General features: G+C 72.4%; 13 protein-coding genes. 5 read left to right on the forward strand and 8 right to left on the reverse strand.

Going from position 1 to position 12851, the window contains the following annotated elements:
* The first annotated feature begins 514 nt into the window (after window positions 1–514).
* The 3 genes from MTQ10_RS20295 to MTQ10_RS20305 all read left to right on the forward strand — a co-directional run bounded on the left by MTQ10_RS20295 (window position 515) and on the right by MTQ10_RS20305 (window position 3205).
* Entirely contained in the window at window positions 515–1492 is a 978-nt protein-coding gene (locus tag MTQ10_RS20295; protein WP_247470166.1) for a small ribosomal subunit Rsm22 family protein, read from the forward strand.
* 216 nt (window positions 1493–1708) lie between these two features.
* Window positions 1709–2389 carry a TetR/AcrR family transcriptional regulator gene (locus MTQ10_RS20300; protein WP_247470135.1) on the forward strand — a complete coding sequence of 227 codons (681 nt, stop codon included), beginning with the start codon at window positions 1709–1711 and terminating at the stop codon, window positions 2387–2389.
* 78 nt (window positions 2390–2467) lie between these two features.
* Complete coding sequence (locus tag MTQ10_RS20305) at window positions 2468–3205, forward strand: bifunctional DNA primase/polymerase (RefSeq protein ID WP_247470137.1); 738 nt, start codon at window positions 2468–2470, stop codon at window positions 3203–3205.
* A 31-nt stretch (window positions 3206–3236) separates the two neighbouring features.
* Here the strand turns inward: MTQ10_RS20305 and MTQ10_RS20310 are convergent, their stop codons facing one another.
* The 4 genes from MTQ10_RS20310 to efeO all read right to left on the reverse strand — a co-directional run bounded on the left by MTQ10_RS20310 (window position 3237) and on the right by efeO (window position 7624).
* Window positions 3237–4241, reverse strand: coding sequence for a hypothetical protein (locus MTQ10_RS20310; RefSeq protein ID WP_247470138.1), 1005 nt, complete (start codon window positions 4239–4241; stop codon window positions 3237–3239).
* A 75-nt stretch (window positions 4242–4316) separates the two neighbouring features.
* Window positions 4317–5174 (reverse strand): iron uptake transporter permease EfeU, encoded by an 858-nt coding sequence (gene efeU, locus MTQ10_RS20315; RefSeq protein ID WP_247470140.1) that lies wholly within the window; start codon window positions 5172–5174, stop codon window positions 4317–4319.
* A gap of 4 nt (window positions 5175–5178) precedes the next feature.
* On the reverse strand, window positions 5179–6462 hold the full coding sequence (efeB, locus tag MTQ10_RS20320) for an iron uptake transporter deferrochelatase/peroxidase subunit (protein WP_247470143.1): 1284 nt from the start codon (window positions 6460–6462) through the stop codon (window positions 5179–5181).
* A gap of 19 nt (window positions 6463–6481) precedes the next feature.
* Window positions 6482–7624, reverse strand: coding sequence for an iron uptake system protein EfeO (gene efeO / locus MTQ10_RS20325; RefSeq protein WP_247470145.1), 1143 nt, complete (start codon window positions 7622–7624; stop codon window positions 6482–6484).
* Between the two features lie 375 nt (window positions 7625–7999).
* Between efeO and MTQ10_RS20330 the strand changes: the two genes are divergently transcribed.
* The gene (locus tag MTQ10_RS20330; protein WP_247470147.1) at window positions 8000–8644 is read left to right on the forward strand and encodes a PhzF family phenazine biosynthesis protein; all 645 of its coding nucleotides are present in this window, start codon (window positions 8000–8002) and stop codon (window positions 8642–8644) included.
* Between the two features lie 34 nt (window positions 8645–8678).
* Here the strand turns inward: MTQ10_RS20330 and MTQ10_RS20335 are convergent, their stop codons facing one another.
* Window positions 8679–9326, reverse strand: coding sequence for a biliverdin-producing heme oxygenase (locus MTQ10_RS20335; protein ID WP_247470149.1), 648 nt, complete (start codon window positions 9324–9326; stop codon window positions 8679–8681).
* A gap of 491 nt (window positions 9327–9817) precedes the next feature.
* Window positions 9818–10675: a type I methionyl aminopeptidase gene (map, locus tag MTQ10_RS20340; protein WP_247470158.1), complete on the reverse strand. Its 858-nt coding sequence runs from the start codon at window positions 10673–10675 to the stop codon at window positions 9818–9820.
* A gap of 58 nt (window positions 10676–10733) precedes the next feature.
* Between map and MTQ10_RS20345 the strand changes: the two genes are divergently transcribed.
* The gene (locus MTQ10_RS20345) at window positions 10734–10967 is read left to right on the forward strand and encodes a hypothetical protein (RefSeq protein WP_247470160.1); all 234 of its coding nucleotides are present in this window, start codon (window positions 10734–10736) and stop codon (window positions 10965–10967) included.
* 2 nt (window positions 10968–10969) lie between these two features.
* Here MTQ10_RS20345 and MTQ10_RS20350 read toward each other — a convergent pair whose 3' ends face one another.
* Entirely contained in the window at window positions 10970–12274 is a 1305-nt protein-coding gene (locus MTQ10_RS20350) for an MFS transporter (protein ID WP_247470162.1), read from the reverse strand.
* A gap of 49 nt (window positions 12275–12323) precedes the next feature.
* A partial coding sequence (locus MTQ10_RS20355) for a hypothetical protein (protein ID WP_247470164.1) occupies window positions 12324–12851 on the reverse strand: 528 nt, incomplete at its 5' end.

Consider the following 12851-nt stretch of genomic DNA (forward strand, 5'->3'; position numbering starts at 1 on the left):
CGCCCGCAGCGTGCGGCGAAAACGCAGGGCAAGGATCTGAGGGACAGGGCGTCGCACCGAGGACGGACACCCCCCGGCGCGGCCCCGACCCCACCACCGGACAGCCGGCGCCACACCAGCCACCCACCCACACCAGCGGGCCGCCGCAGGCATCGGGGGCGCGGGGAACTGCGCGAACACCCCCACCGGCCCGCAGGTGAAAACGATGGCTCCGCCACATCCCGGGGCGCGGGGAACTGCGCGCCAAGCCCCCACCAGCCCGCGGTGAACAACGAAACCCCAGGCACCCCCACAGGGGCGCGGGGAACTGCGCGACCAGCCCCCACCGGCCCGCAGGTGGAAACGATGGCCCCGCCAAACTAAGGGGCGCGGGGAACTGCGCACAAGGGCGTCACCGGCACCCCGGTGGCAAAAGGGGGCGCGGGGAACTGCGCGCAAAGGGCACCCCCGTGGCAAAGGGGCCGCGGGGAACTGCGCAGGGCCCTGAGAGAATCGCGGCGTGAACGTGCCCGTGATGCCCCCGCCCGCCGATTCCCTCCGCACCGCGCTCGCCGGGCTGCTCGACGGGCTGCCGCCGCGGCAGGCCGCCCAGGCAGTGGAGCGGCTGATCGGCCACTACAGGGGCGCCACCCCCACCGACGCCCCGATCCTCCGCGACCGTGCCGACGTCGCCGCGTACGCCGCCTACCGCATGCCGGCGACGTTCGAGGCGGTGCGGTCGGCGTTGGGGGCGCTCGCGGAAGCCGTGCCGGAGTGGGTGCCCGCAGGGCATGTGGACGTCGGGGGTGGGACGGGTGCCGCCACCTGGGCGGTCACCGCCGTGTGGGACGGCACCAGGCCCACCACCGTCCTGGACTGGGCCGAGCCCGCGCTCGCCCTCGGCCGGGAGCTGGCCGCCGCGAACCCGGCGCTTGCCGGCGCCCGCTGGCAGCGGGCCCGTATCGACGGTGCGCTCACGCTGGAGCCGACCGATCTGGTGACGGTGTCGTACGTGCTGAACGAGCTGACCGCCGCCGACCGGGCCGCCCTCGTCGAGGCCGCCGCGTCCGCCGCGCAGGCCGTCGTGATCGTCGAGCCCGGCACCCCCGACGGCTACGCGCGCGTGCTGGAGGCCCGGGACCGTCTGGTCGCCGCCGGGTTCCGGGTCGCGGCGCCCTGCCCGCACAGCGAGGCGTGCCCGATCGTGCCGGGCACCGACTGGTGCCACTTCTCGGCCCGCGTCAGCCGCAGCTCCCTGCACCGCCAGGTGAAGGGCGGCTCCCTGCCGTACGAGGACGAGAAGTTCGCGTACGTCGCCGCGACCCGCTTCCCCGTCACCCCGGTCCCGTCCCGCGTCGTGCGCAAGCCGCAGATCCGCAAGGGGCAGGTGCTGCTGGACCTGTGCCGGGCGGAGGGGAGCCTGGTGCGGGCGACGGTGACCAGACGGCACGGGGAGCTGTACCGGGCGGCCCGGGACGCCGAGTGGGGCGACGGCTGGGACGACGGCCGCTGAGGCTCCGCCCTCGCACGGCGTACCGCGGGGTGTCGGCGGGTGACCCGCCTTCACGGACGACACCGGCGACGGGGGGCGGGCCGTGGCACCGACGGGTGCGCACGGCCGCGGGCGGTGACGTCACCGACAGTGTGCTGGGCGAGGGCAGCGAGCGCCGTACTCCCTGAGACCCTGTCGCGAGACGGTCCGTCTTGTGTGCGCTGGTATGTTCGACGCATGGACGTCAGCACGCCCGCCCCGCAACCCCGCAAGCAGGCACCCGACGCCGGCCGTCGCAGTGAACGGTCCCGGCGTGCGATCTTCGAGGCCGCGCTCGCCCTCGTCGGCGAGGTCGGGTATCCGAAGACCACCGTCGAGGGCATCGCCGCCCGCGCCGGCGTCGGCAAGCAGACCATCTACCGCTGGTGGTCCTCCAAGGGAGACGTCCTCCTGGACGCCTTCCTGGATCTGTCCGCGCAGGCCGCCGCCGAGGCCGGCGCCACCGACGGCGAGCCGTACGCCATCCCCGACACCGGCGATCTCGCCGCCGACCTCAAGGCCGTGCTCCGCGCCACCGTCGACGAGCTGCGCGACCCCCGCTTCGAGGCGCCGTCGCGGGCGCTGGCCGCCGAGGGCCTCGTCAACGAGCAGGTCGGCCGGGAGTTCGTCGCCAGGCTCCTCGAACCGCAGCTCCAGCTCTACGTCGACCGGCTGCGCGCCGCGCAGGACGGCGGCCAGGTACGCCCCGAGGTCGACCCCCGTATCGCGCTGGAACTGTTCGTGTCTCCCCTCGCCCAGCGCTGGCTCCAGCGCACCGGACCGATCTCGTACGACTACACGGACACACTGGTCGACTACGCCCTGTACGGAATCGCCGCCCGTCCCCCGGCCGAACCGTCCCCACCTGCCCGGAATTGAGCCCTCCGCACCCCCGGCGGCCGGGAAGGTGGGACCATAGGGCATGCTGTTCCGCACGACAGCGAGGCGAGGGGATAGATGAGCCAGGAGTTCGGTGGCCGGACCGGCCTGCGGGGCAAACTCACCCAGTGGCTGCGCGGAGGCGCGCCGAAGGAGTCCGCCGGGGACGGCGGCCGTGAGGCCCTGCTGCTGGCCGCCGCCAAGGCCGGACTTCCGCTCGCCCCCGCCGCCCACCCTGCGCCCGGCTACCGCTGTTCCTGCGACCGCGTCGGCTGCCCCACCCCGGCCCGGCACCCGGTGTCCTTCGCCTGGCAGACGCAGTCCACCACGGACCGCGCCCAGATCGAGCGCTGGGCCCGCCACCAGCCGCAGGCCAACTTCATCACCGCGACCGGCATGGTGCACGACGTCCTCGACGTCCCGCTGGACGCCGGACGCGAGGCCCTGCGACGCCTCCTCGACGCGGGGGTCGAGGTGGGGCCCGTAGCCGAGAGCGACGACGGGCGCATGCTGTTCTTCACCCTCACCCGGGGCACGCCCGAGGACGAGGACGAGTGGTGGCCCTGCGAGCTGGACTGCCACCCGGAGACCATGGACGAGCACCCCGGCCTGCGCTGGCACTGCCGGGGTTCCTACGTCCTCGTACCGCCGGCCCGGCTGCCCGGGGACGACGGGCAGTCCGTGCACTGGGTGCGCGGCCCCGAGCATCCGCTGCCCGACCCGCTGACCCTGCTGGAGGTCCTCACCGACGCCTGCGCGCGCCACGCCGGTGAGGAGGCCGACCACGCGGGCACGGTCTGGCCCCTGCGCCGCTGACCCGCCGGGCGCACCGGCCCGCCGGGCGCGGTCAGCTTCCCTGTGCCGACGTGAGGCCCTGGACGCGGCCGAGGACGTGCACCTGGGAGGTGGCCGAGCCCTTCTTCGGGTCGAGGGCCACCTCGTTGGAGACGAACTCCATCAGCAGCGACTGCTTGATCTCGCCCTTGGTGAGCGCCAGTACGTCCTTGTTCTGGGCGGGGACGGTCGCGCCAGCCGCGGCGGTCTGCTTGCGGTAGTGGCGGCTGGCGAAGAACACCAGCGCGCCGCCGTCCGCGGTGCGCAGCGCCAGCGGCGCGTAGTCACCGGCGGTGGCCGGCTCGTCGATGTACTGCGTGACCAGGCCCGGCCGCTTCGCGTTCTTCTGCCGCTGCGTGCGCCACGCACTGGTGTGGGCGCCGTCCGCGAACGCGGTGCCGCCGTCGCGGAGATAGTCGGTGTAGCTCTTGCTCAGATCCTTCGGCGCAGCCGCGAGATCGGCCGCGTCGGCGTCGACGGCCTCGGCGTACCCGTCGTCGTCCTTCTTGAACTCCGGGACGTCCGACGGATCGACAACCGTCAGGTACGCCACCTGCCACGGCTCGTCCAGGTCGTGCCGCAGGAACACCAGCAGCCAGCGGGTCGAGGAGCTCTTGTTCGACTTGGTGTCGGCGACGAACCAGCGGGGCCAGCCGGCCTTCTTCGGGATGGTGAACTTGGCGTCCGTCAGCTCAAGCGGGGCGTGCGCCGCGTTCCCGGCCGGGTTGTTGACGTGTCCCGCGGTCAGCCGGGCCGCGTCGATGTCACCGAGCGGGCCGGTCGTGTAGTCGGCGTCCAGGGAGGTGTCGTACGCCTTGTCGGCCCGGTTGTAGGCGGTCGTGAACTGCTGGAGTGCTTTGGCCGCTTCGGCGGGCGTGGTCGCCGGCAGCACCTCGCGCTCGCCGTGCACCACCACGCATCCGCCGGTCGTCAGCGACAGAGCGGTGAGCATCGCCGCCGCTATGAGCGGGTTCCGCGCACGGCGTCGAGGCCGGCGCGGGCTGCGTTCCCTGGTCATCGGGCTCCTTCACCTTCCCCTTCCCGGAGGCGAACCATACCGGGACGCGGGAGGTGCCGGACGCCGGGTGCCCCGTCAGGCCTTCTCCCGTACCGTCTCCGACGGCTGGGCCGGCTTCTTCGGGCCCGGGCCGAGCCGCAGCGGGGACAGGAACAGCGCCAGCACCGGCACCAGGTACAGCAGCCAGACGACGACCTGGATCACCGTCGGGTCCGGCTGGAAGTTGAAGACGCCCTTCAGCAGTGTGCCGTACCAGCTGTCCGGCGGGATCGTGTCGCTGATGTCGAACGCCTGGTTCCGCAGGCCCGGCACCCAGTCGGCCTCCTGGAGGTCGTGCACGCCGTACGCCAGTACGCCCGCCGCGACGACGACCAGCATGCCGCCGGTCCACGTGAAGAACTTCGCCAGGTTGATCTTCAGCGCGCCCCGGTAGAACAGCCAGCCGAGGAGCACCGCCGTGGCCAGGCCCAGCGCCACACCGATCAGCGGGCGCGGGGTGCCGTCGGAGGCGGCGTGCACCGACGCCCACACGAACAGGGCGGTCTCCAGGCCTTCCCGGCCCACCGCGAGGAACGCGGTCGCCACCAGCGCGGCCGTGCCCATCCGCAGTGCCGCGTCCAGCTTGCCGTGCAGCTCGGCCTTGAGATGCCGGGCGGTGCGCCGCATCCAGAACACCATCCACGTCACCAGGCCGACCGCGAGGATCGACAGGGAGCCGCCGAGCGCCTCCTGCGCCTGGAACGTCAGCTCCTGCGAGCCGAACTCCAGCGCGCAGCCGAAGCCGAGAGCGATCGCCACGGCGATCCCGATGCCCGCCCAGATGGGGCCGATGGCGTCCCGGCGTTCCGTCTTGACCAGGTAGGCGATGAGGATGCAGACGACGAGCGACGCCTCCAGGCCTTCGCGCAGACCGATCAGATAGTTGGAGAACACGGTCCTACGCCTCCTCGGAGAACAGCGTGCGGCCCCACCAGTCGCCGGAGTCGCGGACGCCGGGCGGTACGGCGAACACGGCCGAACCCACGTGCTGGATGTACTCGTTCAGCGCGTCGGCGCGCGCCAGGTTCCGCTGGATCGGGATGAACCCCTTGCGGATGTCCCGCTGGTAGGCGATGAAGAACAGTCCCGCGTCGAGCCGGCCGAGGCCGTCGGTGCCGTCGGTGAAGCTGTAGCCGCGGCGCAGGATGGTCGCCCCGTTGTTGGAGTCGGGGTGGGCGAGCCGTACGTGTGCGTCGGGTTTCATCGCCTTCAGGAACGGCTCGTCGCGTTCCTTGGCCTTGCCGACGGGTGCGCCCTCGCCCTTGTCCCGGCCGAAGACGTCCTCCTGCTCCTGCAACGAGGTGCGGTCCCAGGTCTCGATGTGCATACGGATACGGCGGGCGACGAGGTAGGAGCCGCCGGTCATCCAGGCGGGGCCGTCCTTCTCGCCGACCCAGACGAACTCCTTCAGCCGGTCGGTCTCCGTGCCGGCGATGTTGCGGGTGCCGTCCTTGAAGCCCATCAGGTTGCGCGGGGTCTGCTCCTCCGGTGTGGTGGAGGAGGTCTTGCCGAAGCCGAGCTGGGACCAGCGCACGGAGACCCGGCCGAAGCCGATGCGGGCGAGGTTGCGCACGGCGTGCACGGCGACCTGCGGGTCGTCGGCGCAGGCCTGGATGCACAGGTCGCCGCCGCTGCGGCTCTTGTCGAGGTTGTCGCCGGGGAACTGCGGCAGGTCGACGAGGGCCGCGGGCCGCTTGTCCTTCAGCCCGAACTTCTCGAACAGGGACGGGCCGAACCCGATCGTCAGGGTCAGCCGGGACGGCTTCAGGCCGAGCGCCTCGCCGGTGTCGTCGGGCGGGGCCTCGGCGAGCCCGCCGTACGCGCCGTCCCCGACGGCCTTGCCCGCGGTCATCCGCCGGGCCGCTTCGGTCCACTCCTTCAGCAGCCGTACGAACGCCTCGCGGTCGTCGGTCTCCACGTCGAACGCGGCGAAGTGCAGCCGGTCCTGTACGGGGGTGGCGATGCCGGCCTGGTGGGCGCCGTGGAACTCCACGGCGCCGCCGACCTCGGCGGCGGCGGGGGCGACGTCGTCGCCGGTGCGGGTCACGGCGACGGCACCGCCGGCCGCGGCGGCGCCGAGCGCGAGCCCGGCGCCGCCCCAGCCGATCAGCGCGCGCCTGCTCGGCGCGGCCGTGGCACGGCCGGTGCTGGTTCCGTCGGAGGCTTTGCGGGCGTCCGTCATGGCGGTGTCCCTCGGTCTCCTACTTGCTGACCACTGCGGCGGCGAGCTTGGACAGCGGCTCGGCGAGCGCGTTCACCGCGTCGGACAGCTTCTTGCGGTCGGCCGCGGCGACCTTGTCGTAGGCGGTGAAGTCATAGGAGTTCTTGTCCGCGCGGTAGTTGTCGAGCAGCGTGTTCAGCGCGGCGAACTGCTTGTCGAGTTCGGCGGTGAGCGCCTGGTCGTTCTCCTGGGCGACGGCCTTCAGCAGGGTGTATGACTGCTGGGCGCCCTCGACGTTGGCCTTGAAGTCGACGAGGTCGGTGTGCGAGTAGCGCTCCTCCTCACCGGTGACCTTGCCGGTGGCGACCTCGTCGAGGAGTTCCTTGGCGCCGTTGGCCATGGAGGTGGGGGTGATCTCCGCCTTGCCGACCCGGTTCCGCCAGTCCTTGAGGTCGGTGATCAGCTGGTCGGCGAGGGCCTTCTCCTCGGCGCCGATCTTGCCGTCCTTCCACAGGGCCTTCTCCAGCCGGTGCCAGCCGGTCCACTTCTGGCCCGCCTCCAGGCCGTCCTCGCGGACGTCGACCTTGGGGTCGATGTCGCCGAAGGACTCGGCGACCGGCTCGGTGCGCTCCCAGCCGATACGGGAGGGGGCGTAGGCCTTCTTGGCGGCGGCGACGTCACCGGCCTTGACGGCGGCGGCGAAGGCTTCCGCCTTGGGCAGCGTCTCGTCGGCCTGGGCCTGCGCGTACTCGCGGTAGGCGGCGACGGCCTTGTCGAGGCGCGGGTCGCGCTTGGCGACGGCGCCGGAGCCGGTCACGGTGAGCTTCTGGCGGACGCCGTGGCCCTTCATGCCGGGGCGGCAGGCGATCTCGTACTCACCGGCCTTCACCTCGGCGGTCAGCGTGTACTTGGTGCCGGGGCCGATGTTCTCCTTCTCGGAGACGATGCGGTCGTCGGGGAAGAGGATCTCGACCTCGGTCGCCTTGGAGCCCTTGTTCTCGATCTTCAGCGTGACCTGCCCGGCGGGCACCGACTTGGCCGACGTGTCGCACTTGGTGTCGGCGGCGGTCACCTGGATCGCGCCGTCGCCGTCCGCGGTGCTCTTCTCGGTGCAGCCGGTGACGGCGGTCAGGGCCGCGGCGGTGGCTACGGCGGCGACGGCGGAGAGTCTGGCGGGGCGCATGCGGGCTCCTGGCGGCTGGCTTCGATCTGTTCTTGGTGGCTGAAAACGATCGCGATCGACCTCAGTGGCATTGGTGAGGCTCACCTAACTTATCTAAGCCTTGCCTGCCTGGTACCCGTGCCTACCGTGATTCAGCTCTCATGGACGGCGTATGGGCACGACATGATCTCGGTGACTCAAAACGCACCCCAAGAGCCGGTCAAGAGGGCTTCAAAGGATTCGCACAGGAACCGGTGCGGGCCTGGTGGGGCGGCCGGCGGGGCTGTGCCGTGCCGCGGACCGGTCGATGTGGGCACGACGGGCGCACGGGATCACGACCGGGGCGTACGGCGGACCGCGCATCCGGCCATGCGCCCACGATGTTTCAATGCCCGCGTGACTGACTACGACGTGCTGCGCGTCTTCTGTGCGCCGAACGGCGGTTACGGCAATGAACTCGCCGTCGTCCGTGACGGCTCGACGCTGCCGGAGCGGGACGACCGGCAGGCCCTCGCCGCGAAGCTGGGGTTCAGCGAGACGGTGTTCGTCGACGACCCCGAGCGCGGTGTCGTCGACATCTACACGCCCACCCTGCGGCTGCCGTTCGCCGGCCACCCCTGCGTCGGCACGGCCTGGCTGCTGGACGTGCCGGAGCTGGTCACGCCCGCCGGTGTCGTGGGCGCGCGGCAGGACGGAGAGTTCAGCTGGATCGAGGCGCTCCCGGAGTGGGTCCCGCCGCGCACCCTGCGCCAGTACGGCAGCGCGGCCGAGGTGGACGACCTGGCGGTGCCGCCGCCGGGGGACTGGGTGTACGCCTGGGCCTGGGAGGGCGAGCCCGCCGGCCGGGTCCGCGCCCGTGCCTTCCCCGGCCGTGACGACGGCATCGACGAGGACGAGGCGACCGGTGCGGCGGCGATCCTGCTGACCGCGCGGCTGGGGCGCGCCCTCAACATCACCCAGGGGGCCGGCTCGCAGATCCTGACCGCGCCGCAGCCGCACGGCTGGGTGGAGGTGGGTGGGCGGGTGCTGCTGGAGCGGTGAGATCCGGGGGTCCGGGGCCTTCGAGCCCGCGTCCTCACGCGCTCAGCGGGAACTCCTCGCCGAGCGCCCGGAACACCGCCGTGTTGAGTTCGAACGCCCGCTTGCACTCGGTCACCACCCGCTGCCGCTCCAGCTCGTCGGCGCGGAACCCGTCCAGCAGTTCCCGGTAGTGGCGCTTGAAGGCGGCCGGGTTGGGGATCTCGTCGAACACGTAGAAGCGGACCCCGTCGCCCCTGCGGGTGAACCCCCAGGTGCGCTCCGCCTTGTCCCGGATGACCTGGCCGCCGGAGAGGTCGCCGAGATAGCGGGTGTAGTGGTGGGCCACGTATCCGGCGGGCCACCGTTCGGCGCACTCCCGCACCCGCGCCGCGTACGCCCGCGTCGCCGGGAGCGCCCTGAGGCCGGCCCGCCAGTCGGGGCCGCGCAGATGCGCCAGGTCCCGTTCCAGTGCGGGCAGCCGGAACAGCTCCGGCCGGACGAACGGGCCCGCGACCGGGTCGTCCGCCAGCTGTTCGATGCCGGTTTCCAGCGCCTCGTACACGAACCAGAGCTGTTCGGTGTAGCGGGCGTACGCGTCGACGCCGAGGCGCCCGCCGAGGAGGTCGGCCATGAACGTCGAGGTCTCGGCCTCGGTGTGCTGTTCCCGGGACGCGGTGCGGATGACGGTCGAGAAGGAGTCCATGAGCGCCATCCTCTAAGGTAAGGCTTACCTAAGTCAATGTTTTTGCCGACGGGGTGTCGGTAAAAGCGTACAGAAGGAAGCCCGGTCTCACAGGGGGAGCGGGTGCGGCGTTCACCGGCGTGCCGGTGGGGGGCCTCGTGCAGTTCCCCGCGCCTCTGCCCACGGGCCGCCCGGTGGGGCATGGTCGCGCAGTTCCCCGCGCCCCTGGTTCGGCGGGGCCATCGATTCCACCTGCGGGCCGGTGGGTGGTGGTTCGCGCAGTCCCCCGCACCCCTGAGTGCCTGCGGCGGCCCGCGCGGGGGAGTGCGTGGCAGGTGTGGCGCCGGCCGCCCGGTGGGTGGGACGGGGGCGCGCCGGGAGGTGTCCGTCCTTCGTGCGGCGCTCTGTTTATCAGGTTCCTGCTCTGCGTCTCCGCCGCACACTGCGGGCGGGCACCCCCGGCACACCCCCTCCTCGCCGTCGGCGGCTGCGGGCCGCCTGCGCGGGCGCGGTCAGGGCAGGGTGAGGATTTCCGCGCCGGTGTCGGTCACCACCAGCGTGTGTTCGAACTGGGCCGTGCGCTTGCGGTCCTTCGTCACGACCGTCCAGCCGTCGTCCCACATGTCGTACTCGTGCGTGCCGAGCGTCAGCATCGGCTCGATCGTGAACGTCATCCCCGGCTGCATGACCGTCGTGGCGTGCGGGCTGTCGTAGTGCGGGATGATCAGGCCGGAGTGGAACGACGTGTTGATGCCGTGTCCGGTGAAGTCCCGCACCACGCCGTACCCGAAGCGCTTGGCGTACGACTCGATGACCCGGCCGATCACATTGATCTGCCGGCCCGGCTTGACCGCCTTGATCGCCCGGTTCAGCGCCTCCCGCGTGCGCTCCACGAGCAGCCGGCTCTCCTCGTCGACGTCACCCACGAGATAGGTGGCGTTGTTGTCGCCGTGCACCCCGCCGATGTACGCCGTCACGTCCAGGTTGACGATGTCGCCGTCCCGCAGGACGGTCGAGTCGGGGATGCCGTGGCAGATGACCTCGTTGATCGAGGTGCACAGCGACTTGGGGAAGCCCCGGTAGCCCAGCGTCGACGGGTAGGCGCCGTGGTCGCACATGTACTCGTGCGCCACCTTGTCCAGCTCGTCCGTGGTCACGCCCGGCGCGATCAGCTTCGCCGCTTCCTCCATCGCCTGCGCCGCGATCCGCCCGGCGATCCGCATCGCCTCGATCGTCTCGGGCGTCTGCACCTCCGGACCGGTGTACGGCGCCGGGGCCGGCTTGCCGACGTACTCGGGACGGCGGATGTTTCCGGGCACGGAACGGGTGGGGGACAGCTCCCCGGGCACAAGCAGCGACTGGCCAGACATGCCAGGGAGTCTAACCAGCGGCCGTGCGGGAATATGTTCGTGGCGAGAGGAGCTGGTCATGGCCCTGTTCAAGAAGCGCACGGCCGGAAAGCCGGGCGAGTGGTACTACTGCCTGGAACACAAGAAGGTCGAGGAAGGCCCCGACTGCCCGGGCAAGGACCGGTTCGGGCCGTACGCCTCCCGTGAGGAGGCCCAGCACGCCATGGAGACCGCCCGCGAACGCAACCTCCAGTGGGAGAACGACCCCCGCTGGCACGACGCGCCCACCGGCACGCCCGCCGAGGACGACTGACGCTAGCCCGCCAGGGGCTCGGACGGTCGCGTCGCGCGCTGCTCCCGCAGGCGCCTCGCGTGTGCGTCGGTGCGGACGTCGTACGTCATCAGCTTGGGCAGGCACAGTGCCAGCAGTGCCACCGCGCCCGCGCACGCCAGGCCGCCCGACCACACCGATGCGCGCACACCCCACCACGCGGCGAAGCCGCCGGAGCGGACCTGGCCGAGCGTCGGGCCCACCGAGTACGACAGCAGTTCGATCCCGGCGAGCCGGCCGCGCAGCTCGTCCGGGATGGTCTGGTTCCACATCGCCCCGCGGAAGATGCCGCTGACCATGTCGCAGCCGCCGGCCACGGTCAGGAACAGCAGCACCAGCCAGACGTTCCCGACCAGGCCGGCCGCCGCGATCGCGAGGCCCCACAGGCCCGCCGCCAGCACCACCATCCGGCCGTGCCGGTGCACCCGCGACGCCCAGCCGCTGGTCGCGCTCACCAGCAGCGAACCGAACGGCACCGCCGCGTACATCAGCCCAAGCGCCCACTCGGCGTCCAGCTCGTCCGCGAGGAACGGCAGCACCGCGAGCGGCATCGCGAGGAACATCGCCGCCAGGTCCACGGCGTACGTGCCGAGCAGTTCCTTGCGGCTCCACGCGTACCGGGCGCCCTCCGCGACGGCCCGCAGCGACGGCCGCGCCGCCTCGTGCGAGGCGGGGGAGGGGGCGATCCGCGCCATGAACAGCAGCGACACCGCGAACGTCACCGCGTCCGCCGCGTACGCCCAGCCCAGGCCCGCGTACGCCACCACCACGCCCGCCAGGGCCGGACCCGCGACCCCGCCGACCGTCCAGCGCAGCGAGTTCAGCGCGGTCGCCGCCGGCAGATGCTCGTGCGCCACGATCCGCGGCCACAGCGAGTCCAGCGCCGGCCGCTGCACCGACGTCAGCGCCGACGACAGCGCCGCGACCGCGTACAGCGGCCACACCGCCGGGTCCGGCAGCAGCGAGTTCGCGAGGAGCGCGACGCTGAGCAGGCCCAGACCCGCCTCCGTCCACACGATCAGCGTCCGCTTGTCGAACGCGTCGGCGAGCACACCGCCGTACAGCCCGAACACCACCAGCGGTACCAGCTCGACCGCGCCGATCGCACCGACCGCCGCAGCCGACCCCGTCAGCTCCTTCGCCTGCACCGGCAGCGCCACGAACGTCAGGAACGTGCCGAAGTTCGACACCAGCCCCGACATCCACAGCCGCCGGAAGTCGGCGGACGACCGCCACGGCGTCAGATCGGGCAGCAGCGCACGGACACGGGTGGGGGAGTCGTCGGTCACGAAGGGGAATGGTCGGCGTGCCGCTCACCGCGCGGCAACCGGTTTTCCGTCACCACGGCGCCGGCGGCGGCGCCGTCAGGGACTCCGCCAGGCGGGCCAGACGGTCACGGAAGCGGCGCCGGCCGCGGGGCGGCCCCGACACGGGATGCTCACCGGCCGCCGCGCTCACCAGATGCTGCACGGTGTCCAGATCCAGCTCGGCGCCCCGCGGCACCGTCAGCGACTCGTGCGCCATGCCCGACAGCTCCCCGGCGCCACCGCTCAGCGACAGCACCGTCACCCCCGCCCGCCGCGCGTCGTGCACCCGCTCAAGCAGTGGCCCCGTCGGCTCCCGCGGGGCCACCACCAGCAGCGTCTCCCCGCGGCGTGCCGCGCCGATCCGCCCCGGCCCCACCGCGAGGTGCGCCGGGTCCGAGGGGTGCGCGGCGTGCCGTACCAGGGTGGGCGCCAGTTCCGGGGTGCCCGACCAGGCGGCCTCGTCCGCCAGATGCGCGGCCAGATGCCACGGCTCGTACTCCGGCGTCCCCACCAGCAGCAGCCCGCCCCCGTGCGCCACCACCGACCCCCGCAGCACCCC

The sequence above is a fragment of the Streptomyces sp. XM83C genome, assembly GCF_023072675.1.
Classification (GTDB): Bacteria; Actinomycetota; Actinomycetes; order Streptomycetales; family Streptomycetaceae; genus Streptomyces; species Streptomyces thermocoprophilus.